The organism is Duganella rhizosphaerae (assembly GCF_040364205.1).
GTDB classification, from domain to species: domain Bacteria; phylum Pseudomonadota; class Gammaproteobacteria; order Burkholderiales; family Burkholderiaceae_D; genus Rugamonas; species Rugamonas rhizosphaerae.
Window position 1 is genome coordinate 94,397 of record NZ_BPWK01000011.1, and the last position, 23,055, is coordinate 117,451.

Consider the following 23,055-nt stretch of genomic DNA (forward strand, 5'->3'; position numbering starts at 1 on the left):
TTTTTTACAAGGGGTCGCAAGAGGAGCAAAAAATACCCCAACAAATACCCCAACAAAACGCTCGGCTAGGACTGGATGAGTACGGATGGGTATAGACGCATGGTAGCGCCAAGCCGTTGATTCTTAATGATGTTGCTCAACGGATGGACGTTCCTGGATGCTAAAGGAAGAGTTAACTCGGCCATGGGGTGCAAGGGGTCGGAAGTTCGAATCTTCTCGCCCCGACCAATAGAATCAACAGCTTAGGCCAGTCTTCGGACTGGCCTTTGTTGTTTTTGCAGGCCTGTACGCCAACAAACTTCTTCTTTTAGAGGGCAAACCCCAGTCCCACGATTTTCTGCCGGTGTTGGAGTACAACTGCGACTGGCGTGGATACGGCTTTCTACCCAGGCCAGCACCTCTTCCCGAACCCATGCCGAAGCGTGCCTGGTTATCTTAACCCGTGCCGGGAATTCGCCGCGCTTGGTGTAGGCGTAGACGGTGCTGCGCGACAGCCCGCAGATCGCCATCACTTCCGGCAGGCGGATCATTCGGGTGGTGCGGGGCAGGGGTGGTCGTTTCATCTCTTCCTCCATTGTCCATTTGCTACCAGCACTGTTTTTTGTCTTCTCCGGTGTGGCGACAAGCCGAGCCGCATTGGTGCCGCCCGATTTTTGCCAGAGCGCTGGCATGCCGCATTACTTCGGGCACCTCTAGCGGCCCTCCATGCCCCATGTGAAACCGCTTTCCGCCGGCCTCCACCATGCGCATCAGTTCGCGCGACACGATGGCGGGATCGTCTTCAAACGGTGGGCGGATGGCACGGCCTTTGAAAATCATGCCGCCGATCAGGATCCCCGATGCGATCAGGTCGCCAACCATCATGTCCTCGGACGCAAGTTCCACCACGATCGATCCTGGCGTATGGCCGCCGGTATGACGAACGATGCCCTCGACACCGAAGTCGAGCAGATCGACGGTTTCGCCATCCTTCATCATCAGGTCGGGAACGAAGCCCTTATAGGGCTCATGCGGGATGGGCGTCTTCAGGAACAGCTTGCCCACCCAACCCGTGGTGCAATAAGTCATCGGCATCTTGCGGCTATAGAAGTCCGCATCGTCCTGATGCGCCAGGATCGGTGCTCCCGACAGGGCCCGGACCTGCGCCGCGCTGCCGGCATGATCGGTATGGGCATGGGTCACGACAATCAACTTGATGTCGCGGAACGACAGGCCGTGCCGGGCCAGCGCCCTGCCGATCTTGTGTTCAGAGCCCGGGATGCCGGCGTCGATCAGGATGCAACCGGTATCCGTGCGGATGATATGGGCATTGACCATCCCGAAAGGCAGGATCGGAACGGTGATGATTTCGGTCTTGAGCATGGCGATTTCCTTTAATGGGCAGGGATTCGGCGGGGGTGTGCCAGCATGGCGAAATCGCGGATCAGCTCTGTCAGGTCGCCCGCTGCCTCGAGGGGAGATAGGTGGCCGACACCAGGCAGGACGTGCAGTTTTGCATGTGCAATGCGGGGCATCAGTTCCTCGCGAAGAACCGTGGGCGGATCGACCTTGTCAGCTTCGCCCGCGATGACCAGCGTGGGCACGCGGATTGCGGTGACTTGCGCGGTGATATCCTCCTGGCTGGCGTTCTGCGGCCAAGCCGTCTTGGCCTGAGGCGAACCACTCAGGCTGTCGGCGATAACCTGCTCGCGATCCTCGGTGCTAAGTGCCGTTGCCGTCAACACGTGATCTAGAGTCATTTCGACCGCCTGGCGGCTAGAATAGGCGAGTGTCATGCGCTCACGTGCCTCCACAGGCATGGCCATCGGCGAAGGTGGTGAAGGGGCGATCAGCACCAAGCCGGCCAAGCCTGCGGGCTGACGCGAGGCCAGGAGCTGCGCGACCTTTCCGCCCATCGAGTGGCCCACCAGGATGTAGGACTTCAGGTCCAGCGCCTCGATAACGCCCAGCGCGTCGGCTGCGAGATCGTCCAAGCCGTAGCCGCTCAGCGGCGCATCCGACTGCCCCCAGCCGCGATGGTCGAGCGCGACGGTCCGAAAGGACGAGGCCAGCGCCGTAGTCACATGGCGCCAGGTCCGCGAGGAGCCGCCCCAATAATGCAGGAACACGAGGGACAGCTCGCCCTGGCCTTGCTCTTCAACATGGATGCGGATGCCGTTCGAGGCGATGTTCATGAGGATTTCCTTCTCTGTGTAGGACCCCACTGACGGTGGGAATGAGGTAAGTATAGATAACATACTGGGAGGCGACAATCAGCAGTGTGTTATCATCAATCGATAATAATATGATCGAATTGGAGGCCGAATGGATCGTTTGACCAGCATGGCGGTATTCGTTGCGGCGGCGGAGGAAGGCAGCCTGAGCAGCGCGGCCCGGCGCTTCGGTCTCTCGGCGTCAATGGCCGGCAAGCATGTCTCGTCGATCGAGGCGGATTTGGGCGTCCGGTTGATGCAGCGCAGTACCCGGAAGCTTCACCTCACCGAGTTGGGCCGTGGCTATTACGCTCGCTGCAAGCGGATACTGGAGGAGTACGAGGACGCGAAGCGCGAGGTCGGCGACGCCCAGCAGTCGGTCCAGGGGACGCTGCGGGTTGCTGCCCCGATCACCTTCGGTGCCATGCACATGGGCGAGGTCGTGGCCAGTTACATGGACCAGCATCCGCGCGTCGGCGTGGAGATCATGCTCAACGACCGCTATGTCGACCTGTTGGCGGAGGGCGTCGATATGGCCATCCGCATCGGTCGCCTGGCCGATTCAGACCTGGTTGCGCGTCGCCTGGCACCGTGCCGCATGGTGATCTGCGCCGCACCGGGTTTTCTTGATCGCCACGGCGTTCCCAGGACCATCGAAGACCTGCGCCGCGCACCGCGACTGGCCTTCAGTGAGGCGATTTCGTCTGGGGATTGGACGCTCACCGATCCCGACGGCCAGACGCAGGTGATCGACGGGCCAATCCGGATGGCCGCCAACAACACGCAGATGCTGCTTGCCGCAGCGATGGCCGGTGGCGGCGTGACCTATGGCCCGAGTTTCGTCTTCGGCGAAGCCATTGCCAGAGGTGATCTTGTGGCGCTCATGCCTGACCACCAGACGGCGCCGCTGACGATCCACGCTGTCTATCCGAGCAAGCGTCACGTTTCGCTAAAGCTCCGCAGCTTCGTCGAGCACCTGATCGCCCGTTTTGGTGGAACGCCGCCTTGGGACCGAAGTGAAGAGCGGAGACGGTAATTGAAACAGGCGGACTTCGCGGCCAGGCTGCGCGAGTTGTTGGCGGCCTCGGCGGCCAGCGTGGGGCGCCTATTGCAATATTGTATTTGTAACTCAGTTGCCGCTGCGCTCGGTCATTGGCCTGTGCAAGCAACAAACCCTTGGCGCACCCGCTCGCTGGCAACTAGCGCGCGTCTTTCGGTCTATCCCCTTTGGGCCAGTCATTCACCCTGGCCGCGAAGTCTGGCCTGGGTTGCTGCGTGAAGTAGGCGGCGACGTCGACCGCTTCCTGTGCAGACAGTGTGCCGCCTTGGCCGAGCGGCATGTTGTGTTTGACGAAGGCGGCGGCGGTGAACATGCGCGCCATCCCTGCGCCCACGTTGAATGAGTCTTTGCCCCACACCGGCGGGAAAATATAACCCCCTTGCGGATTCTTTGTGCCCTGTCCGTCTGTGCCGTGGCAGGAGGCGCATTGCGCCGCGTAGACGGCCTTGCCGTGTTCGCGGTCTGGAACGAGCGAGGCGTCAATCTTTTCGAAGCCCCGGCCTGCAACACTGGTGCCCGTTGGGACGCCTGCAGACAACCACTTCATGTATGCCATGATGGCGTTCATTTCGGCTGAGTCGTACGCCAGGGGCTGGTGTGTGCGCGCTCAGGCACCCAGTCCGACCTTCGCAGCCATGCCTAACGCGATCAGGCCGGCGACCAGGGCAAATCCCTGCTGCAGCCTGGGACCGCTCAAGCGGCCGGCGACAAGGCGGCCACCAAGCATGCCCGCCATCGCACCGGTGGCAAACGGTACGCCGATTTGCCAGTTCATGCGTCCGGCAATGGCGGTCGAGATGACGCCGGAGGCGGACACCAGCGTAATCACAGCCAGGGACGTCGCGACGATAGCCTGCATCGAAGCGTTGGTGGCCTTCTTGAGTGCCGGCACAATGACAAAACCGCCGCCGACGCCTAGCAAGCCCGACAGGAAGCCGGCGCCCGCACCAGAAAGTGCGAGGGCGCGCGTGCAGGCGGCGGTCCAGACAAAGCGCCCGGTACCATTATCCAGTTGACACGGCGGCACAGGCTGGGCTTGCGCCGGATGTGGCGCGCCGGTGGGCGCTTGCCTGAACATGCGCAGTGCCACAAAGGCCAGCACGGCGGCGAAGAGCAGAGTCAGCGGCCCGTTGGGGAGGCGGTGGGCGAGCCATAGGCCGACCGGTGAGGCCAACGTACCGCTAGCCGCCATCAACACTGCCGCCCGGTAGCGCACGATGCCGGCGCGCAGGCCGATCAGCGCTCCGACTGCGGCGGCCAGTCCCACCGCGAGCAGGGCTACCGGCGCAGCCTCCGCCACGCCGAGGTGCAGAACGAACAGCAACAGAGGAACGGCAAGAATTGCCCCTCCTGCTCCCGTCAGCGCGAGGATGAGGCCGACTGTGGCTCCTAATACGGCACTGCTGGTGGCAATATTGTCCATCGCTTCACTGCGGACGTTGCGTTGCGCGTAACTTCACCCGTTCAATTATTTCGAAGAGGGCCATTCCCGCCACCATGGCGGCCACGAAGCCAATTGCCTTCGAATATCCGGCACCCAGCGCGACCAGAGCGGGTCCCGGGCAGAAGCCCGCCAAGCCCCAGCCAACACCGAAGGCGGCGCTCCCCAGCACAAGCCGCAACGTTACGTCGGCGCTGGCCGGCAGCTGGACGGGCAATCCCAGCAATGAGCGCTGGCGGCGTTGGGCAATCAGGAATGCGAGCGAGCCGATCGCGATGGCGCCGGCCATGACCAGGGCCAGGGACGGGTCCCAGTGTCCTGCCAGGTCGAGAAAACTCTGCACCTTGGCGGGATTGGCCATACCAGAGACCATCAATCCCACGCTGAAGAGCAGTCCCGCAAACAATGCAGTTAATGCGCTCATGTCAGCCTCCAATCAGATGTCGTTGCACGAAGACCGTCAGGAACCCTGCCCCCATGAACGTCAGGGTGGCGACCAGGGAGCGGATCGACCCGCGCGAGATTCCGCAAACGCCATGGCCGCTCGTGCAGCCGCTGGCATAGCGGGTGCCGATGCCGACCAGGAAGCCGGCGCACAGAATTTCACTCCAGCTCGCCTGTATGTCGGCCACCGCCGGCCTGCCAAGCAGACCCGCGATAATGGGGGCGGCGACCAGACCGGCCAGGAAGGTCAGGCGCCAGGCCATGTCTTTGCGTGGAAAGCTGAACAGGCCTCCGAGGATGCCACTGATGCCAGCGATGCGGCCATTGAACAGTATCAGCACGGCGGCGGCCGCTCCGATGATGAGGCCACCCCCGAGGGACATGGCGGGGGTGAAGTTGGCGAGGTCTATCTGCATGTCGTCTCCGCTGAGGTATCGGCACAGAATTGTTGATACAGCACCGCCATGACGGCCAGGGCCTCTTTGTTCACCACCGAATAAAAGATGCTCTTGCCATCCCGGCGCGTGCTCACCAGACCGCTTTCACGGAGCACGGTCAGTTGCTGCGATAGCGTGGGCTGCCGGATGCCGAGCAGCTTTTCCAGCTCACCTACGGACAACTCGCCTTGCGATAGCTGGCACATCACGAGCAGGCGGTCCTGATTGGCAAGAACCTTGAGCAGCGCGCATGCGTTCGCCGCAGCAGCCTGCATCACGCTGGGGTCGATGGGGGGATGGGTTTGCTCCATGGGGCACCTGAGATTTCAATAAAAATCATTATATCACTAGATATAATATGATACTGTATAATTTATTGCAGACAAGGAGACCATCATGCAACCCACGATACGCCCGTTCTTCGATTTCGCTACCTGGACAGTGACCTATGTGGTCTATCAAGCAGGGCGCCCCGAGTGCGCAGTGATTGACTCGGTACTCGACTACGACCCCAAGTCGGGACGAACGACGACGGCCAGTGCCGATCGAGTCATTGCATTCGTGCACGAGCATGGGCTGCGCGTCGATTGGCTGCTGGAGACGCACGCGCACGCCGACCACCTTTCCGCCGCCCACTACCTCAAGCGCCATCTTGGTGGCCGCATCGCCATCGGGCAGAACATTCGGCAGGTACAGGGCGTGTTCAAGAAGCTCTTCAATCTGGAACCGGAATTCCAGCCCGACGGGGCGCAGTTCGACCACCTGTTCGAAGACGAGGAGACGTTTGCGATTGGCGGCCTGGCCTGCAGGGCGATGCATGTCCCGGGGCATACGCCGGCGGATATGGCGTATCAGATAGGGGACGTGGTATTTGTGGGCGATACGCTTTTCATGCCGGACGTCGGCACCGCGCGCTGCGATTTTCCGGGCGGCGATGCCCACGAACTGTACCGCTCCATTCGCAAACTGCTGGAGCTCCCGGGCGCCACCCGCCTTTTCATGTGCCACGATTACCCGCCTGAGGGACGAGATGCTGCGTGGGAGACGACGGTGCGCGAGCAACGCAATGCCAACATTCACATGCATGACGGTGTGAGCGAGGATCAATTCGTGGCGATGCGGCGGGCGCGCGATGCAACGCTGGAGATGCCCACCCTGATATTGCCTGCGGTGCAGGTGAATATCAGGGCAGGGGAGTTGCCTCCGGCGGAGGAGAACGGGGTGCGCTATCTCAAAATCCCTCTGAACGCCATCTGACAAAAGGGGCAAACTGTGCCGCGCGATATTGGCTCTGGACAAACCCCAGGATAGTCAATAAATGGCACTTTGCCGGCACTGACCCCGAAGCTGGAAAGAAAAGAAATGAGGACTTGTAAACGCCTAGAGTCTGCTGTACTATAGCCCCACAGGCGGACCTCGTTCGCCTTGAATTAAGTTCACCGCGCACCGATTGTCGCGGGAGCAAGCCACCCTGGAGGTGGCTTTTTCTATTGCGTGGTCACTTTTCTGTCGCCGCCTCTTCAATAGCAACGCGAACCTTGTCGGCGAACCCGAGGTATTTTGCGCCGCCAGACGGTCCGTCCTGATAGTAGATGTGGACTCCATCGTCCTGTTCGACCGCCCATATTTCAGTTTCGATCCTGGTCGTGTCAGCAAGCGCGCTTACTGCGTCAATCGTTGTGCGCGATCCGGGTTGAAGATGTTTGATGACATTCTTGGTTCGCTCGGTTGCAAGCGGGATAAACACTGCTTCGATTTGTTCGGACATGAATTCTCCTGGTGATGATTCATAGTAGACGAACGCTACGTTTTTCGGCGCGCCGCTGGTGAGTAGTGGGAATGGGCAACACCACGCAACCGCCGAAAGAAGCCGTCCGCGAGTACATGGAGCGCCGCACGCACGTGCCGATGGATCCATCCTCGCGATGGCTGAGAATGAAATGCGCGGACCGTGCCAAGCTGGCGGCCCAGGAATCGGAGGGCTCAGCACGATCGCGGCTATCATAGCGTCGATCGGTGCAGCCCATCGTCTGGTTCAAGAGCTGGTTTTAAGTGAAGAGAGGAGACGGTAATTGAAACAAGCGGACTTCGCGGCCAGGCTGCGCGAGTTGTTGGCGGCCTCGGCGGCCTCGCTGTTCGACGCGTGGCTGGCGCTGATGGAGCAGGACATCGCCGAGGGCTGGTGCGCCTTTTATGCGCGCGAACTGTGGCTGCGCGATCATCTTCCGCCGCCGCTGATCAACGAGCCGGGGCGGGCCTACATGATCGAGCAATTGCGGCAGCGCCTGCGGCTGCCCTTTGGCGAGGAATGCTTGCCCGCCGCGCCCGCGCTGCCGCAGGGATACCGGAATTACCTGGAGACCGGGCAGTTATCGGTGTTCCAACGGTCGGTGACGCCGTGGGATTTGACGGCCGATGCCGTCGCCACCCGGCTGCTGGAGACCGAGCACCGGCACGCCGCGTTCGAGATGGTCCGCAATGAACTCGACTGGTACGTGGCGGCGTGCGAGCGTTGCACGCTGACGCCGCCGTTGCTGTTGCTGCCGAAAGAGGAATCGCCGACGCTGCGCGACCAGGCCGTGCCTCTGGCCTACGACAACAGCTATTGGTGGGCGCTGTGCCAACCCGCGCATCGCATCGTGCTCGATGGCGACCATAACGGCATGTTGACGCCGGCCGTCAACCGGGAGCTGATGGCCGCGCTGGCGCCCGATTTCCCTTATAGCGAAGCGCTGAGCAACGCCAAGCGCCTGGTGTTCGTGCAGCAGGGCGATGGCCCGCAGGCGTGGGCGGTGCTGATCGATAAGACCGGCGGCGCGGCGATGTTCCGGTATCCGCCGCAATTGATCCTGATCGAGCGCGCCTCCAGCAAGAAGCTCAAGGATGCGCAGGTGCTGTTCCAGAACGTGATCGGCAAGCGCTACTTCACGCAGGCCCTGATGGCTCAGCGCGCCATGGAGCTGGAGCTGCGGTTTCATTTGCCGCGCATGCGGCGTTTGATCGCGATCTACCAACCCTTCGTGGACCAGGCCGGAGCGCTGCCGGCCGTGATGGCGACGCATTCGGAGCGGATCAATCCCGCGCGCGATGCTTGATGCGATTGAGACGCAAGGCGTTGGTCACCACCGACACCGAACTCAACGCCATCGCCGCACCTGCGACGACCGGCGATAGCAACACGCCAAAAGCCGGGTAGAGCACACCGGCAGCTATCGGTATGCCCAGCGCGTTGTAGCCGAAGGCGAACACAAAATTCTGGCGGATATTGCGCATGGTGGCGCGCGACAGCATGGTGGCGTTTGCTATGCCTCGCAGATCGCCTTTGACCAGCGTCACCCCGGCGCTTTCCATCGCTATGTCGGTTCCCGACCCCATCGCAATGCCGACATCGGCTTGTGCCAGGGCTGGCGCGTCGTTGATGCCGTCGCCGGCCATGGCGACCGTGTGTCCTTCCGCTTGCAAGCGCTTGACGTGAGCGGCCTTGTCCTGCGGCAGGACTTCGGACAGGGTTTCGTCGATGCCGAGCTTGCGCGCGACGGCTTCGGCGGTGCTGCGTGAATCGCCGGTCAACATGATGACGCGCACGCCGGTTTGCTTGAGCGCCGCGATCGCGCCCTGGGTACTTTCCTTGATGGGGTCCGCCACCGCCGCGATGCCGGAGGCGACGCCGTTCACGGCGAAGAACACGACGGTCTTTGCCTCCGCCCGCCAAGCCTCGGCGCGGCTTTCCCAGCCTGTCGTGGCGACGCCGCGCTGCGCCAGGAAACCCCGACTGCCGACCAGCACGATTTTGCCGCCGACCTCTGCCTGCACCCCAAGACCGTTGACGGCTTCAAAGGCTGTCGTCGCCAGCGGCGTCACGCCGCGCGCTTTGGCGCCTTCGACGATGGCGGCGCCGATCGGATGTTCGGATCGCTGTTCCACGCCCGCCACCAGTGCCAGCGCCTCATGCTCGGGCATGCCTTCGACGATGAGGTCGGTGAGCGCGGGACGGCCGAGCGTCAGCGTGCCGGTCTTGTCGACCAGCACAATATCGATGTCCCGCATGCGCTCGATGGCTTCCGCGTTGCGAAACAGTATGCCCATGCGGGCGCCTTGCCCCATGGCGACGGTCATTGAAATCGGTGTTGCCAGCCCAACCGCGCAAGGGCAGGCGATGATCAATACCGCGATCGCGTTGATCAATGCGTAGCCCAGACGTGGAGCGGGGCCGGCAGACCACCACACCAGCGCGGTGACGAGGGCAATGCCGACGACGACCTGGACAAAGTGCGCAGCGATGATGTCGGCGAGACGTTGAATCGGTGCACGTGTGCGTTGCGCTTCGCCCACCATGTGTACGATGCGCGCCAGCAGTGTGTCGGCGCCGATGCGCTCGGCACGGATCAGCAGGGTGCCGTTGCCGTTGACGGTCGCCCCGATTACCTTGCTGCCGACCACCTTCGCCACGGGCACCGGTTCGCCGCTGATCATCGATTCGTCCACGCGGCTGGCGCCTTCGAGCACGCTGCCATCCACCGGAATTTTTTCGCCCGGCTTGACGCGCAGCCGGTCGCCGACCAGCACCGCATCCAATGCCACCTGTACCTCAGTCCCATCGGCGCCCAGGCGCCATGCGACATTGGGCGCGAGTTTGAGCAGCTGCTGGATGGCCTGGCTGGTCTGGCCCATGGCGCGCGACTGCAGATAGTCGCCCAGAATCACCAGGGTCACGATCACCGCAGCAGCTTCGAAATAGGTGCCGACCGCGCCATCATGTTCGCGGAAATCCGGCGGGAATAATTCAGGGGAAATCACGGCAACCAAGCTGAACAGATAGGCCAGCCCGACGCCCAGCCCGATCAGGGTGTACATATTCAATGATCGATGCAGGATGGATAAGCAGAACTTGCGCAGGATGGGCCAGCCCACCCCAAGGACAACCGGCGTGCCCAGCGCAAATTCAATCCAGCCGCGTGCGCGCGGCTGAATGCCGAGCAGGTCATGTAGGCCGACCATCGGCGCCATCGCCAGCACCAGCAGCGGAAGAGACAGCATCACCCCGATCCACAGGCGGCGTGCCATGTCGCGCAATTCCTGCGCGCCGGCGTCTTCCGTTCCCGCCACCGGCACCAGCGCCATCCCGCACTTCGGACAACTGCCGGGCGCCTCGCGCACAATTTCCGGGTGCATCGGACAGGTATAGCTTGCCGCGTGCGGGGAGGCCTGCTGCAATGGGGTGGATGCGGAGGCAATCATTTGGAAACCGGCGCCGCTTCCTTCGCGCTTTGATGTTGCAACATCTGCTCCATCATCATCTGCATCATTTCCATGCGCTTTTCCATCATGTCGGAGTGCATCATCATGCCGCCACCTGCTTTTTCGCCGGCCTTCGATCCATCCATGGCGTGCATGGCCTTCATATTGTCCTGCATGGCCTGCATGTGTTCCTGCATCAGCTTTTGTCGCTCCTTGGGATCGGTTGTCGTCTGAATTTTTTCCATCTGGCGCTGCATCTTCTGCATATTTTCCATCATCCCTGCCTGCGTGGCGTTCGGGCCCGTGTCTGAATGATGTGGGTCTGCGGCGCCAGCCTGGGATACCCCAAGCAGAGCGGCGAGGAAGGCGATTGCGATGGCGGTTTTCATGGTCGTTTCCTGGTTGGATACTAGTTTTCGTTGATGCACTTGTTAAAGCACCAGCACATGGTCCGGCAGTTCATTCCTGCCTTTGCGCTCTGCCGGATAATGTTCCTTTAAATGGCGGGTCACCGCCTCAATGCCGCCGAGCACACCCGCCTCATAGTCGCCTTGCTTGAAAGCGGCTTCCATCTGACGGCAAATTTGTTCCCATTCGTGCGGACCTGCTTTGCCGTGAATGCCGCGGTCGGCAACAATCTCGACGCTGCGATCGGCCAGCAACAGGTAAATCAAGACCCCGTTGTTATGCTCCGTGTCCCATATCCTGCATTGCGAAAACACGTCGATGGCACGCGCCCTGGCAGACTGATTGCGGAAGAGCGGTGCGCCGTCCAATGCGGCCTCCACCACAAAACGAATTTCGCCGGCGTGGCTGCGCTCGCTGGAGGCGATGGCATGTTCAATCGCAGTCAGCGTCCGGGGCGGAAAGGCGCGTTTGATTTGCCAGCGTGTCGTCAGCAGATGCCGCACCAGGCGTTGGATGTTCATCGTTACCATCTCCCTGAGGCGCCGCCACCGCCAAAGCTGCCGCCGCCTCCGCCGAAGCCGCCTCCGCCAGAGCCTGAGCCACCGCGACCGAAGCCGCCGGCGAAACCGCCAAGACCGCGTCCGAGCATGCCGCCGCCAACTAAGGTGAACAACAGCGCCAGCACGCCGGCGGCGACGGCAATATAGACCGTTCCGGCCAACAGCCAGACGATGCCGGCCACCGCGCCGCCGGTGAGGATGGCGCCGGGAAGCCTGCCCAGTATGGCGCGCAGCACGCTCCCGATGGCGAACACCAGGATGAAGGCGACCGGCAGGTAGCGCTGTGCGCCGGCCACGCCGCCCAGCCTCGTTGCGGGCGCCGGCAATTGCTCGCCGTCGACCAGGCGCATCATCTGTTCGGCGCCGGCGGCAATGCCGCCATAGAAATCGTCTTGCTTGAAATAGGGCGTAATGATCTCGCTGATAATGCGCTTGCTGGTCGCGTCATTGAGCGCCCCCTCCAAGCCGTAGCCGACTTCGATGCGGAGTGCGCGATCGTTCTTGGCCACCACCAGGATGGCGCCGTCGTCGATTTTCTTGCGTCCCAGCTTCCATTGCTCAGCGACGCGCAATGCGTATTGCTCGATCGTCTCCGGCCCCGTGGTGGGGACGATGAGCACCGCGAGCTGACTGCCTTTCCTCGCTTCGAACGATTGCAGGCTTTGTTCCAGATCGCTTGCCTGGTCGGCTGTCAGTGTCGCGGTCTGGTCGATAACGTGACCCGTCAATGGCGGAACGGCGAGTTGAGCGCTGGTGGACAACGGCAGCCATAGCAGTAACACCAGCAATGGCGCGCTTGCCGTGCGCAGCGCACGCGCCATCGTCGTCATTTGGTCTTCTCCGTGGCGTCAGCTTGAGGCTTGACGGGCGCCGATTTGAAGTCGACCATCGGCGGCTTGCTGATTTCCTTTTCGTTGTCGACCGAAAAATTGGGTTTCGCCTGGTAGCCGAAGACCATGGCCGTCAGATTGGAAGGAAACGAACGCACGGTGACGTTGTATTCCTGGACGGACTTGATGTAGCGATTGCGCGCCACGGAGATGCGGTTTTCCGTGCCTTCCAGCTGTGCTTGCAGATCCCGGAAATTGGCATCGGCTTTTAACTGCGGATAGTTTTCACTGACTGCAAGCAAACGCGACAGCGCGCCGGACAACGCGCCTTGAGCGGCCTGGAATTTGGCAAAGGCGGCCGGATCGTTCAACACGTCCGGCGTCACCTGCACGGAGGTCGCCGCTGCCCGCGCCTGCGTCACTTGCGTCAGCACAGCCTGTTCATGCGCCGCATATCCCTTGACGGTGTTGACCAGGTTAGGAATCAGGTCGGCCCGTCGTTGATATTGGTTGACTACCTCCGACCAGCTCGCCTTGATTTGCTCATCATTGTTTTGCAAGGTGTTGTAGCCGCATCCTGAAATGCAAAGCAAAGTGATTATCGCCAGCAACTTCCACAATTTACGCACTTGATTTCTCCAAGGAACTACACCGGTTTGGTGCATGTGTAAATCAGGCTAGTCGTCTGACCATTGATTTTCTATGATCTGGATCAAACGTTTGCCCATAATCGGGGCCTGCGGGCCGCCGGCGGCCAAGTGTCGCGCGCCCACCGCGCTTGTTTCCTAAACAACGCTAAACTTCATGCAAACTTTGAAAGTTTGTAGAGCCACCATCGCTTCTTCTGTATAAATCTTTCTGGTTGGAATGCGGTCCCCATCGATATGCAAGCGGCTTTTGAGCCGTTTAGGAAATCCTCAGGGTTCGCGTTGCAATGCGGTAGCCAGTTGCCGCCAAATAATAAATACAGCCCCTCGCAGGGCACACGACCAGGAGACAGCACATGACGTTAAAAACCCCTCACGCTGCACGCCAGCGCCGCTGGACCAAGACGCCGATCGCCACGGCCTTGAGCCTCGGCTTGATGACCCTTTCCAGCGCCCACGCGCAGACCGCGTCCGCCGATAAACCGGCCGAGAAAACCGCCGACGGCAAGCCGATCGACTCCGTGGTCGTCACCGGCTACCGTTACGCGATCGAGAAAAGCCTCGACCAGAAGCGCAACGCCAATGCCATCGTCGACGTGGTCACCGCCGAAGACATCGGCAAGTTCCCCGACAAGAACGTGGCCGACGCGCTGCAGCGCGTGCCTGGCGTGATCATCGACCGCAGCGGCGGCGAGGGCAAGAACGTCAGCGTCCGCGGCCTGTCGTCGGAGCTGACCCTGACCCAGTTGAACGGCAACTACATCGCCACGGCCGAGTCCAACGGCGATCCGACCCGTTCCTTCAACTACATGCTGATGCCGGCCAACATGTTGTCCAGCGCCGAACTGTTCAAGACGCCGGAAGCGCGCATCGACGAAGGCGGCATCGGCGGCACCGTGATCCTGCACACCCGCCGTCCGCTGGAAGTGAAGTCGGGCACCGGCTTCGTGTCCGCCGAAGGCACCTGGGCCGACACCAGCAAGAAGACCGACGGCCAGTTCTCCGGCCAGTACGCCTGGCACGACGAGAGCAACCGCTTCGGCGTGCTGGTTGGCTACACGCAGCAGAAACGCACCACCCGCACCATGGGCGCCAGCACCGAAAACTGGCAATGGTATGGCGACGACTACGACGCCCATCCGGCCACCGACGTCAACGGCAAACCGTCCAATATGAACAGCTACTGGTGGGGCCAGTCCGGCTTCAAGGACCAGAGCGGCAAGAAATACACCAATTTCATGATGCCGACCTCGGTCAACTTCGACGTCAAGACCGAGGACCGCGAGCGCAAGGGCGGCCAACTGACCCTGCAAGCCAAGCCGGTTCGCAACCTGACCGTGACCGGTAACTACTTCCGCTTCGACCTGTCGCAGAACTCGCAGACCAACACGCTGAAGATCCCCGAGTGGAATCTGGCGCGCTACGACGGCGACGGCAACTGGGCCGGCGGCCGCATGCTCGACGGCCTGACCTTTGACCGCAGCGGCACCATCGTCACCGGCGCGCAATACAGTGCGCATCCCGGCAAGACCTACTACTGCAGCGGCGACCAAGCCAAGGCGGGCGGCCTGACCAACACCGGCGGCTTCGGTCCGGACGATTGCACCATCCCGACGCCGCAGATCACCGGCAGCTACAACCGCGAAAAAGCGCTGTCGCAAACCGCCGACATCGAAGTCGAATGGCACGGCGAGGCGCTGGACGCCACCTTCAAGGGCGGCCGTACCTGGGCCGGCGGCGGTCCGGAGCTGCAATTCGGCATGCCGATCAAGCCGCGCCTGCAAAACGCGGACGGCAGCTGGACCCTCGGCAACTACGCCAGTGCCTGGAGCTTGGCCGGCAAGCCGACCATGACCTTCTCGCCGGAACTGATGGCCAACCTGCAGAAGGGCATAGGCGAGATCGACCTCGGTTCGACCAGCTCGTCGTGGACCCACAACAGCACCGAGCAGAAGTACGCCCAGGCCGATTTCACCTGGCACGCCGACAGCACCTGGCTGGACTCGCTGCAATTCGGCGGCAAGTACCGTGACGGCGGCACCCACCGCAGCACCGGCAACAACTACTGGGTGTGCAAGGGCGCCGATCCGACCAACTACGACAAGCGCTACCAGGCCGGCTGCGATCCCACGGCCAACAAGTTCCAGTCGCAGTTCCTGTACAGCCAGTCGCTGGACAACCTGGCGGGCGGCATCAGCGCCAGCGCTTTCCCGGCGATTAACTATCCGGCCTACATCGCCTACCTGAACCAGACCTACGGCGCTATGCAGACCCGCAACGAAGACAACTTCGTCTACAACGTCAACGAGAAGATTTCGTCGACCTACTTCCAGGCCAACATCAAGACCGACCGTCTGCGCGGTAACGTCGGCCTGCGCGTGGTGCGCACCAAACAGCATGCCGACTCGACCGACCGCGTCGACAACTACAACGACTACTTCTTCAACGGCGCCAATGGCAGCCCGGCGCCTTGCCAGGCGGGCGGCGCACCGGCGGTCGGCGCGCCTGCCGGCTCCGGTTGCACCAGCGGCTTCACCCGGCTGCCGGACAGCACCGCGCGCAGCTCGTCGTTCGTGCTCAGTTCGCTCGATCGCAGCTACACCGACGTGCTGCCTAGCTTCAACCTGGCCTTCGACGTACGCAAGGACCTGCTGCTGCGCGTGGCCGCATCCAAGGTGGTGTCGCGGCCGAGCTATGGCGACATCGCGTCGCCGGGCGGTTTGCAGTACTACAGCCAGGAATACGTCAACGACCGCCGTCTGATCGGTGGCGGCGACAAGCAGGGCTGGTTCGGCGAAGGCAGCAACAAGCAGCTCGATCCGTACAAGGCTACCCAGCTCGACGTGGGCCTGGAGTGGTACTTCCACCGTGGTTCCGTGCTTGGCGCCGACCTGTTCCGCAAAAACGTCAGCAACTTCTCGGTGCCGGTGGTGCGCGACGTGACCATGAACGTCGGCGGCCAGACCGTGACGGTGCAGAACTACTCGACCACCGCCGGCGGTCGTAACGGGGTGTCGCAGGGTATCGAGACGTACGTGCAGCACACGTTCGATTCCGGCCTCGGCTTCCAGGTCAACTACACCTACAACAAGACCAACCAGGCGGCCATCACGCTTGGCGACGGCACTGAAATCGGCAAGTCGCCGCTGGTCGGCAGCGCGAAGAACCAGGCCAATATCACTGCGTTCTACGAAACCGACAAGTATCTGGTGCGCGCTTCGTACAACCGTCGCGGCGAAGTGGTCAACGGTCTGGTCAACGGCTTGAACGTGTATTCGGATCCTTACAGCCAGATCGACGTGAACGTGGCCTACAACCTGACCAAGGAACTGAGCCTGACCGCTTCGGTGCTGAACCTGACCAAGGAAGAAACCAGTTCCCACCTGGGCAGCGACACCAAGGATCGCTTCTACTCCAACGGCTACACCGGCCGCATCGCGTACTTTGGCCTGAACTACAAGTTCTGATATCTTCCTCCCGCCCCCTCGCGCCCGCTGGTGTGAGGGGAGGTTCCCGTCGGCGTTGCCTGTTTTGGCAACTGCCGACTTTTTTGCTTCTGCAAGGGGTAGCGATAAATGACACATAACCGCATCAAGCGCGTGGTCGTCGTCGGCGGCGGCAGCGCCGGCTGGATGGCGGCCGCGGCGCTGGCCACCTATCTGGGCAAGCAGGCTTCGGTACGCCTGATCGAGTCCGAGGAAATCGGCATCGTCGGCGTCGGCGAAGCCAGCGTTCCGCACATCCGCATGTTCAACAGCCAGATGCTGGGCATCGACGAAACCGAGTTCGTCAGACGGACCCAGGGAACGGTCAAGCTCGGCATCGAGTTCAAGGACTGGTCGCGCATCGGCGACAGCTATATCCACGGCTTCGGCGTCGTCGGACGTTCGCTGGGGCCGCTGCCGTTCCACCAGTTCTGGCTCAAGTTGTTCCAGTCCGGCCGCGCGGCGACTATCGGCGATTATTCGCTGCAGACCGTGATGGCGCCGCAAGGCAAGTTCATACCCGGCGACGGCAATGCGCCGCCCAATTCGCCGCTGGCCGACATCGCCTACGCCTATCACTTCGACGCCAGCCTGTATGCGCGCTTCCTGCGCGAGCTGTCCGAGCAGCGCGGCGTGCAGCGCATCGAAGGCAAGATCGTCGGCGTGAACCAGCGCGCCGATGACGGCTATGTCGAATCGGTGACGATGGAAAATGGCGAAGTGGTCGAAGGCGAATTGTTCATCGATTGCTCGGGCTTCCGCGGTCTGCTGATCGAGCAGACGCTCAAGACCGGCTACGTGGACTGGACGCATTGGCTGCCGTGCGACCGCGCGATGGCGGTGCCCAGCGAACGCGTCGATCCGATCACGCCGTACACGCGCGCCACCGCGCGCGAGGCGGGTTGGCAGTGGCGCATTCCGCTGCAGCATCGCACCGGCAATGGCTATGTGTATTCAAGCCGCTACCTTGGCGACGACGAGGCTGCCGCGACGCTGCTGGCCAACCTGGACAGCAAACCGCTGGGCGAGCCGCGCCCGCTGCGCTTCACGCCCGGCATGCGCAAGAAGTTCTGGAACAAGAATGTGGTGGCGCTGGGATTGGCCAGCGGTTTCCTGGAGCCGTTGGAGTCGACCAGCATCTATATGGTCCAGTCGGGCATCAGCCGTTTGCTGGCGCTGTTCCCCGGCCGCGATTTCAATCCCTTGCTGGCCGAGCGGTTCAACCGGGAATCGGCGTTCGAATACGAGCGGGTTCGCGATTTCCTGATCCTGCACTACCACGCCACCGAGCGCAGCGACACGCCGTTCTGGGACTACTGTCGCACCATGTCGGTTCCGGACAGCTTGAAGGAGGCGATGGAGTTGTTCCGCAGCGACGGGCGCTACTTCCGCAACGGCGAGGATTTCTTCGCGCTGCCGAGCTGGGTGCAGGTGATGTTGGGCCAGCGCATCATGCCGCGAGGCTACCATCCGATCGTGGACGATATGCCGGAAGAGAAGCTGGTTCAGTACGTCGAGGGCATGCGCGCGACGCTGGCGCAGGCTGTTGCAGCGATGCCAACGCATGGGGAGTGGATCAACCGGTATTGGAAGGCGGCCGCGCCGTAAGCGGACCAGAATGGTGCTGCCGGGGGCGCGGCCCCCGGCATCTATTGCGTTACGGCCGTTGCGGCTCGCGCAGATCGGCGGGCAGGGCGTCCGCTTGCGTGCCCCAGGTTTGGGCGGCTGCATCGCTGCCCAGCTTCATCTGGATTTGTCCGCCGGCGTTGAGCTGCTCCCAGTCCAGCCAGACCTGCGGCCGCGGCTGACCGTTCCAGCGCACCTGCTCGATCGCCATCGGAGCCTGGGCCTTGCCGCTGGCGGCGTTGCTGTTGATGCGCAGCGTCTTGCCATTGCCTACATCAATCTCGGCGCTGGCAAATTTCGGCGCATGCAGCAGGAAGTGTCCGCTGCCCGGCATCGATGGATACAGGCCCAGAACGCTGAACACATACCACGCCGACATGGTGCCCAGGTCATCGTTGCCGGTGACGCCATTCGGCGCGTTGGTGAACAGCGTCTCGGCCGCGCGCAACACGGTGCTGGTCTTCCACGGCTGGCCGACCAGCGTGTACATCCAAGGCGCGTGCAGGTCCGGTTCGTTGTTCGGGTTGTAGCGGTACTGGCTGTAGTAGTTGTACGGCCCCATCACCCAATCCTTGCGCACCGCCTCGTAGGGATTCTTGCGCAAGGCGTCGTAGGCGAAGAAGGCGTCGAGCCGGCGCGCGGTTTGCGCGCGTCCGCCCATGGCCGCCACCATGCCGCCCACGTCCTGCTGCACCAGCCATTGATACTGCCATGCCGTGCCTTCGTGGAAGCCGTGCTCGGCGCGCGGGCTGTAGCTGCCGTCGAGTTCGGTAAACCATTTGCCATCGGTCATGCGCGCGCGCGGGAAGCCTTTGAAGCCGAGTTCCTTGTCGTCCGCCGCTTCATCCCACACGCTGTGCCAGTTGCCGGCGCGCTTGCGTAACAGTGTGGCGTCGTCGTGCTTGCCCAGCGCCTCGGCCATGTAGGCCAGCGCACCGTCGGCCTGCGCATATTCGAGCGTGGCGGAGCCGCCGTGGTGCGGGTCGACATCCATGCCCTTGGCGCGGAAGGCGCGGTCGTACTGCACGTAGCCGTTTTGCAGATAGCTCGGATTGCCGGCGCGGCCTTCGCTGCGGCTGCCGAATGGCGGCGTGCCGAAGGCGTTTTCACGCAGCGCGGTGTAGGCGCGCTGTTCCTGGCCTTTCAGCGCGCCGAAGCGCCACAGGTCGACCAGGAAAGGCGTCACCGGATCGCCCGTCATCACGTTCGATTCGAAGTTGGCGTAGCCCCAGCGTGGCAGCCAGCCGCCTTGTTCGCGGGTCTTCAGCACCGAATCGGCGATGTCGCGCGCGCGTTCAGGACGCAGCAATGCCAGCAGCTGGTTGTGGGCGCGGTAGGTGTCCCACAGCGAGAAGAACTCGTAGTAGGTGGCGCCGCCGGCGTCGTGCAAGGCGTCGTCGTAGCCGCGATAGCGGCCGTCGGCGTCGTTGCCGGTCAAGGGCTGCAGCAGCGCGTGATAGAGGGCGGTGTAGAACACCGTGCGCTGGTCCTTGTCGGCGCCGCCGATGCGCACCGTGTTCAACTCCTTCTGCCAGGCGCGCTGCGAGGCCTCGCGCATCGCGTCGAAGCTGCGCGGTTGCGTGCCTGCGTAGGCGTCGGCGTGCAGGTTGCGGCGCGCGCCTTCGGCATCGACGTGGGAAATGGCGCTGATGGCGGTGACGGCCTTGCCGTCTTTCAGGTCGAAGGTGAACCAGGCGCCGTGCGGGCGGCTGTCGCCTTGCTGGCTAACGCCGCGCGTGCCGGGTGTGCCGCCGGCGTCGCTCCACACACCGTGCGTGTTGAAGGGACGGTCGAACTCCATGCGGAACCAGGTGGCGTATTGGGCGCCGCCGCAAAAACTCTTGGTGACGATCTTGCCTTCGATGGCGCGGTCGCCCACTACCTGCAAGGTGCTGCCGACCACTGAATGGCGTTCGTTGGCCTGGCCGACGTTGACCAGCACATGCCCTTGGCGGACGTTGTCCGCGAAGGTGTAGCGCTCGGCGCCGGCGCGCGTGAGCGCCGTGGTTTCGGCGACGATGCCGTCGTAGTCGGTGAGCTTGATCTTGAAGTAGCCGGCCGTGCCGACTTCGCCCTCATGGGTGTAGCTGGACGCGTATTTCTTCTGGTCGAAGCTGGCCGGCTTGGTGGTGTCGAATTTGGCGCCGGGGCCGATGTCGCCGGTCACCGGCAGCACCGACAATTGGCCGCCCTGTTCCCAGCAGCCCGCGCCGGACAGGAAGAAGTGGCCGAAGCCGCGTATCTTCGGGTCCAGGTAGCGCCAGCCGGCATAGTGTTCGCCGATCGGGCTCAGTTGCAGCATGCCGAACGGGGCGGAGGCGCCGGGGAAGGTGTTGCCGTCGTCCTGGGTGCCGATGAAGGTATTGACCGGGAAGCCAGGTTCCGGTGCGGGCGCCGCGGCGGCCCAGATGCTGGTCATGGCCAGCGCGATGCTGAGCGCGAGCTGGCCGGTGGTGCGGTGGTGCGTCATTGAGCGTCTCCAGTTGGTATTGTTGTTCTGCTGTTTATAGCATTCGAAACCTGCGGCGGCGAGGCAAGGGCGGCGCGAACGGCAGAGTTTAGTGCGGTTTTAGTAAACATCGCCTGGTCGATCGCCTAGTCGATCGCCTTGAAGCGGATCGCGGCGCCGCCGCCGGCCGCCAGCCATAGCGTCATGGTCTGGTCGCGCTGTGCGGCCTGCTTTTCGATGACGATGGCGTAGGGATTGGTTTCCCAGTGCGCGTCCGGGCCGTCGCGGTAGATCTCGGCCTGGTAGCGCTGGCCCGGCGCGAGGAAGTCGAGCTTGAGATCGAGCGTGCGCGCCGTTTCGTTGGTCAGCGCGCCGAGGAACCAGTCGCGGCCCCCGCGCTGCTGGCGGGCGATGGCCACATACTGACCCACTTCGCCGGCGATGGCGCGGCTTTCCTCCCAGTCGGCCGGAACGTCGACGATGAACTGGAAGGCGTCGCGGCGCGCCTCGTAGTTCTCGGGCAGGTCGGCCGCCATCTGGATCGGGCTATACAGCACCACGTACAGCGACAGTTCCTTGGCCAGCGTGGAGCGCACGCGGTTCTCCGATTGCTCGCCGTTGGGCTTGAGGTTGAAGATGCCGGGCGTGTAGTCGAACGGGCCGGAAAGCATACGGGTAAATGGCAGCAGCGCCGTGTGCTCGGGCGGATTGGGTGGATAACCCCAGGCGTTGTACTCCTGGCCGCGCGCGCCCTCGCGCGTGAGCCAGTTGGGGTAGGTGCGGCGCAGGCCGGTGTCCTTGATCGGCTCGTGCGTATCGATGCTGATGTGGCGCTTGGCCGCCGCCACCACGGAGTGCAGGTATTCGCCGGCCATGTACTGACCGTCGTGCCATTCGTAGCGGGTGATGCCTTCGGCGTCCACGCGTTTGATGCGCGCGTTGTCGGTGACGTAGCCGGTCTTGACTTGCGTGACGTTGTTGTCGCGGTAGTAGTCGAGGGCGCCGTCCATCTGGCTGGCGTAGTGCGATACCGCGCCCGAGGTCTCGTGATGGCCGATCAGGCCCACGCCCAGTTTCTTGCCGTAGGCGGCGATCTGGCGCATGTCGAAATCGGGATAGGGTTCGGTGAAGCTGAAGCGGTCGCCGTTATCCTGCCATTCGCCGTCCCAGCCCACGTTCCAGCCTTCCACCAGCACGCCGGAGAAGCCGTACTTGGCGGCGAAGTCCATATAGCGCTTGGTCTCGGCCGTCGTCGCACCGTGCTTGGGGCCCGAGGCCCAGGTTTTCTGCCAAAGGTGCATGGCCCACCAGATGCCGACATATTTGCCCGGCTTGACCCAGGAGACGTCGCCCAGTTTGTTCGGCTCGTTGAGGTTGAGGATCAGGTCCGAGTTCAGCAAGCCTTTGGCGTCGGGCGATACCTGCACGGTGCGCCATGGCGTCTTGAACGCGCCGCGGGTCTTGACGCGGCTGCCGTCGTACCACGGCGTGAGGTCGGCCTTGAACACGCCGTCGTGCTGCTGGTTCAGCGTCATCGATGCGTAGTCGGTCAGCGCCGCCTCGTGGATGGACAGGTGCACGCCGGACGGCAGGCGCAGTGTGAACGGCGTTTCCACGTGCGGCGCGTCTTTCAGCAGGGTGGAACGGTACAGGTATTCCAGGCCGCGCCAGGCGCGCGCCGGGATCCACCAGGCGCGGGTCTTGTCGGCGTCGGGGATCTGGAACTCGGTGGTTTCGTCGACGATCTCGATCTCGCCCGGCATGCCTGGCTGTTCGGGTACTTCGTAGCGGAAGCCGATGCCGTCGTTGAACACCCGGAAGCGCACCGTGAATTTGCTGCGCGCGTCGAGCGCGCGCGCGAAGTCGACGCGCAGCTCATTGTGCCGGTCGCGCACCAGTTTGCGCTCGCCCCAAGGCTGGGTCCAGGTGGTGTCGGCGCTGTCGCTGGCCGTGGCGGTGATGGCATAGCCTTCGCCAAACGACGCGCCGCGCTTGAACACCATGCCGAGGTGGGAGGGCGTGACGACCGGGACGCCGCGATAGGTGACGCGGTAGGTCGGGTTGGCGCGATCGTCGCTGACGCTGACCACCAGCGCGCCATCGGGCGAACTGACGCTGGTGTCGCGCGCGTGGGCGAGGGGGGCGGCCAGGGCCAGTAGCAGGAGATAGGCAGGTTTCATTATTGGGTTTTGAGAGCCGTTGGTTGACTATTCTCACCTGCCCGGGCGGGAAAATTCG

21 protein-coding genes are annotated in these 23,055 nt (G+C 62.8%); 5 read left to right on the forward strand and 16 right to left on the reverse strand.

Annotated features, from left to right (window positions below; all coding sequences use genetic code 11):
* Positions 1–242: 242 nt before the first annotated feature.
* Genes RUGAMON1_RS22100 through RUGAMON1_RS22110 form a run of 3 tightly spaced genes read right to left on the reverse strand, consistent with a single transcriptional unit; the run spans position 243 to position 2,174 of the window.
* Positions 243–563 carry a helix-turn-helix transcriptional regulator gene (locus RUGAMON1_RS22100; protein WP_445232560.1) on the reverse strand — a complete coding sequence of 107 codons (321 nt, stop codon included), beginning with the start codon at positions 561–563 and terminating at the stop codon, positions 243–245.
* A 22-nt stretch (positions 564–585) separates the two neighbouring features.
* Positions 586–1,362 carry an MBL fold metallo-hydrolase gene (locus tag RUGAMON1_RS22105; RefSeq protein ID WP_445232561.1) on the reverse strand — a complete coding sequence of 259 codons (777 nt, stop codon included), beginning with the start codon at positions 1,360–1,362 and terminating at the stop codon, positions 586–588.
* Between the two features lie 11 nt (positions 1,363–1,373).
* Positions 1,374–2,174 carry an alpha/beta fold hydrolase gene (locus RUGAMON1_RS22110; protein WP_445232562.1) on the reverse strand — a complete coding sequence of 267 codons (801 nt, stop codon included), beginning with the start codon at positions 2,172–2,174 and terminating at the stop codon, positions 1,374–1,376.
* Positions 2,175–2,304: 130 nt separating this feature from the next.
* On the opposite strand from RUGAMON1_RS22110, the gene RUGAMON1_RS22115 reads away from it, so the two are divergent.
* Entirely contained in the window at positions 2,305–3,228 is a 924-nt protein-coding gene (locus RUGAMON1_RS22115) for a LysR family transcriptional regulator (RefSeq protein WP_445232563.1), read from the forward strand.
* 163 nt (positions 3,229–3,391) lie between these two features.
* Here the strand turns inward: RUGAMON1_RS22115 and RUGAMON1_RS22120 are convergent, their stop codons facing one another.
* From RUGAMON1_RS22120 to RUGAMON1_RS22140, 5 genes are read right to left on the reverse strand one after another with little or no spacing between them, the layout of a single operon-like run.
* A complete protein-coding gene (locus RUGAMON1_RS22120) occupies positions 3,392–3,820 on the reverse strand; it encodes a c-type cytochrome (RefSeq protein ID WP_445232564.1) in 429 nt (142 codons plus the stop codon).
* 39 nt (positions 3,821–3,859) lie between these two features.
* Complete coding sequence (locus RUGAMON1_RS22125; RefSeq protein WP_445232565.1) at positions 3,860–4,675, reverse strand: sulfite exporter TauE/SafE family protein; 816 nt, start codon at positions 4,673–4,675, stop codon at positions 3,860–3,862.
* A 4-nt stretch (positions 4,676–4,679) separates the two neighbouring features.
* Positions 4,680–5,117 (reverse strand): DUF6691 family protein, encoded by a 438-nt coding sequence (locus RUGAMON1_RS22130; RefSeq protein ID WP_445232566.1) that lies wholly within the window; start codon positions 5,115–5,117, stop codon positions 4,680–4,682.
* Position 5,118: 1 nt separating this feature from the next.
* Complete coding sequence (locus tag RUGAMON1_RS22135; RefSeq protein ID WP_445232567.1) at positions 5,119–5,553, reverse strand: YeeE/YedE family protein; 435 nt, start codon at positions 5,551–5,553, stop codon at positions 5,119–5,121.
* Positions 5,544–5,885: a metalloregulator ArsR/SmtB family transcription factor gene (locus RUGAMON1_RS22140; protein WP_445232568.1), complete on the reverse strand. Its 342-nt coding sequence runs from the start codon at positions 5,883–5,885 to the stop codon at positions 5,544–5,546. The genes RUGAMON1_RS22135 and RUGAMON1_RS22140 overlap by 10 nt, the downstream gene beginning before the upstream one ends.
* A gap of 85 nt (positions 5,886–5,970) precedes the next feature.
* Here RUGAMON1_RS22140 and RUGAMON1_RS22145 point away from each other — a divergent pair, with 85 nt between their 5' ends.
* The gene (locus RUGAMON1_RS22145; RefSeq protein WP_445232569.1) at positions 5,971–6,831 is read left to right on the forward strand and encodes an MBL fold metallo-hydrolase; all 861 of its coding nucleotides are present in this window, start codon (positions 5,971–5,973) and stop codon (positions 6,829–6,831) included.
* A 241-nt stretch (positions 6,832–7,072) separates the two neighbouring features.
* Here RUGAMON1_RS22145 and RUGAMON1_RS22150 read toward each other — a convergent pair whose 3' ends face one another.
* A complete protein-coding gene (locus RUGAMON1_RS22150) occupies positions 7,073–7,342 on the reverse strand; it encodes a hypothetical protein (protein WP_445232570.1) in 270 nt (89 codons plus the stop codon).
* A 304-nt stretch (positions 7,343–7,646) separates the two neighbouring features.
* Between RUGAMON1_RS22150 and RUGAMON1_RS22155 the strand changes: the two genes are divergently transcribed.
* On the forward strand, positions 7,647–8,669 hold the full coding sequence (locus RUGAMON1_RS22155; RefSeq protein ID WP_445232571.1) for a hypothetical protein: 1,023 nt from the start codon (positions 7,647–7,649) through the stop codon (positions 8,667–8,669).
* Here the strand turns inward: RUGAMON1_RS22155 and RUGAMON1_RS22160 are convergent.
* The 5 genes from RUGAMON1_RS22160 to RUGAMON1_RS22180 are packed head-to-tail and all read right to left on the reverse strand — an operon-like array spanning position 8,647 to position 13,239.
* Positions 8,647–10,812, reverse strand: a complete 2,166-nt coding sequence (locus RUGAMON1_RS22160; protein WP_445232572.1) for a copper-transporting P-type ATPase — start codon at positions 10,810–10,812, stop codon at positions 8,647–8,649. The genes RUGAMON1_RS22155 and RUGAMON1_RS22160 overlap by 23 nt on opposite strands.
* Positions 10,809–11,201, reverse strand: coding sequence for a hypothetical protein (locus RUGAMON1_RS22165; RefSeq protein ID WP_445232573.1), 393 nt, complete (start codon positions 11,199–11,201; stop codon positions 10,809–10,811). The genes RUGAMON1_RS22160 and RUGAMON1_RS22165 overlap by 4 nt, the downstream gene beginning before the upstream one ends.
* A gap of 42 nt (positions 11,202–11,243) precedes the next feature.
* The gene (locus tag RUGAMON1_RS22170) at positions 11,244–11,741 is read right to left on the reverse strand and encodes a TPM domain-containing protein (RefSeq protein ID WP_445232574.1); all 498 of its coding nucleotides are present in this window, start codon (positions 11,739–11,741) and stop codon (positions 11,244–11,246) included.
* A gap of 2 nt (positions 11,742–11,743) precedes the next feature.
* The gene (locus RUGAMON1_RS22175) at positions 11,744–12,610 is read right to left on the reverse strand and encodes a TPM domain-containing protein (protein WP_445232575.1); all 867 of its coding nucleotides are present in this window, start codon (positions 12,608–12,610) and stop codon (positions 11,744–11,746) included.
* Positions 12,607–13,239, reverse strand: a complete 633-nt coding sequence (locus RUGAMON1_RS22180) for a LemA family protein (RefSeq protein ID WP_445232576.1) — start codon at positions 13,237–13,239, stop codon at positions 12,607–12,609. The genes RUGAMON1_RS22175 and RUGAMON1_RS22180 overlap by 4 nt, the downstream gene beginning before the upstream one ends.
* 374 nt (positions 13,240–13,613) lie before the next feature.
* Between RUGAMON1_RS22180 and RUGAMON1_RS22185 the strand changes: the two genes are divergently transcribed.
* Together RUGAMON1_RS22185 and RUGAMON1_RS22190 are read left to right on the forward strand one after the other, a co-directional pair.
* Positions 13,614–16,724: a TonB-dependent receptor gene (locus tag RUGAMON1_RS22185; RefSeq protein WP_445232577.1), complete on the forward strand. Its 3,111-nt coding sequence runs from the start codon at positions 13,614–13,616 to the stop codon at positions 16,722–16,724.
* 108 nt (positions 16,725–16,832) lie between these two features.
* Positions 16,833–18,350, forward strand: coding sequence for a tryptophan halogenase family protein (locus RUGAMON1_RS22190; RefSeq protein ID WP_445232578.1), 1,518 nt, complete (start codon positions 16,833–16,835; stop codon positions 18,348–18,350).
* Between the two features lie 49 nt (positions 18,351–18,399).
* Here RUGAMON1_RS22190 and RUGAMON1_RS22195 read toward each other — a convergent pair whose 3' ends face one another.
* Positions 18,400–20,838 (reverse strand): GH92 family glycosyl hydrolase, encoded by a 2,439-nt coding sequence (locus tag RUGAMON1_RS22195; RefSeq protein ID WP_445232579.1) that lies wholly within the window; start codon positions 20,836–20,838, stop codon positions 18,400–18,402.
* Between the two features lie 125 nt (positions 20,839–20,963).
* Positions 20,964–22,997, reverse strand: a complete 2,034-nt coding sequence (locus RUGAMON1_RS22200; protein WP_445232580.1) for a glycoside hydrolase family 97 protein — start codon at positions 22,995–22,997, stop codon at positions 20,964–20,966.
* Positions 22,998–23,055: the final 58 nt, after the last annotated feature.

Excerpts from the sequence above, each read along its gene's own strand:
- RUGAMON1_RS22100 (WP_445232560.1), bottom strand. The coding sequence starts at position 563 with ATGAAACGACCACCCCTGCCCCGCACCACCCGAATGATCCGCCTGCCG.
- RUGAMON1_RS22105 (WP_445232561.1), bottom strand. The coding sequence starts at position 1,362 with ATGCTCAAGACCGAAATCATCACCGTTCCGATCCTGCCTTTCGGGATG.
- RUGAMON1_RS22110 (WP_445232562.1), bottom strand. The coding sequence starts at position 2,174 with ATGAACATCGCCTCGAACGGCATCCGCATCCATGTTGAAGAGCAAGGC.
- RUGAMON1_RS22115 (WP_445232563.1), top strand. The coding sequence starts at position 2,305 with ATGGATCGTTTGACCAGCATGGCGGTATTCGTTGCGGCGGCGGAGGAA.
- RUGAMON1_RS22120 (WP_445232564.1), bottom strand. The coding sequence starts at position 3,820 with ATGAACGCCATCATGGCATACATGAAGTGGTTGTCTGCAGGCGTCCCA.
- RUGAMON1_RS22125 (WP_445232565.1), bottom strand. The coding sequence starts at position 4,675 with ATGGACAATATTGCCACCAGCAGTGCCGTATTAGGAGCCACAGTCGGC.
- RUGAMON1_RS22130 (WP_445232566.1), bottom strand. The coding sequence starts at position 5,117 with ATGAGCGCATTAACTGCATTGTTTGCGGGACTGCTCTTCAGCGTGGGA.
- RUGAMON1_RS22135 (WP_445232567.1), bottom strand. The coding sequence starts at position 5,553 with ATGCAGATAGACCTCGCCAACTTCACCCCCGCCATGTCCCTCGGGGGT.
- RUGAMON1_RS22140 (WP_445232568.1), bottom strand. The coding sequence starts at position 5,885 with ATGGAGCAAACCCATCCCCCCATCGACCCCAGCGTGATGCAGGCTGCT.
- RUGAMON1_RS22145 (WP_445232569.1), top strand. The coding sequence starts at position 5,971 with ATGCAACCCACGATACGCCCGTTCTTCGATTTCGCTACCTGGACAGTG.
- RUGAMON1_RS22150 (WP_445232570.1), bottom strand. The coding sequence starts at position 7,342 with ATGTCCGAACAAATCGAAGCAGTGTTTATCCCGCTTGCAACCGAGCGA.
- RUGAMON1_RS22160 (WP_445232572.1), bottom strand. The coding sequence starts at position 10,812 with ATGATTGCCTCCGCATCCACCCCATTGCAGCAGGCCTCCCCGCACGCG.
- RUGAMON1_RS22165 (WP_445232573.1), bottom strand. The coding sequence starts at position 11,201 with ATGAAAACCGCCATCGCAATCGCCTTCCTCGCCGCTCTGCTTGGGGTA.
- RUGAMON1_RS22170 (WP_445232574.1), bottom strand. The coding sequence starts at position 11,741 with ATGAACATCCAACGCCTGGTGCGGCATCTGCTGACGACACGCTGGCAA.
- RUGAMON1_RS22175 (WP_445232575.1), bottom strand. The coding sequence starts at position 12,610 with ATGACGACGATGGCGCGTGCGCTGCGCACGGCAAGCGCGCCATTGCTG.
- RUGAMON1_RS22185 (WP_445232577.1), top strand. The coding sequence starts at position 13,614 with ATGACGTTAAAAACCCCTCACGCTGCACGCCAGCGCCGCTGGACCAAG.
- RUGAMON1_RS22190 (WP_445232578.1), top strand. The coding sequence starts at position 16,833 with ATGACACATAACCGCATCAAGCGCGTGGTCGTCGTCGGCGGCGGCAGC.
- RUGAMON1_RS22195 (WP_445232579.1), bottom strand. The coding sequence starts at position 20,838 with ATGACGCACCACCGCACCACCGGCCAGCTCGCGCTCAGCATCGCGCTG.
- RUGAMON1_RS22200 (WP_445232580.1), bottom strand. The coding sequence starts at position 22,997 with ATGAAACCTGCCTATCTCCTGCTACTGGCCCTGGCCGCCCCCCTCGCC.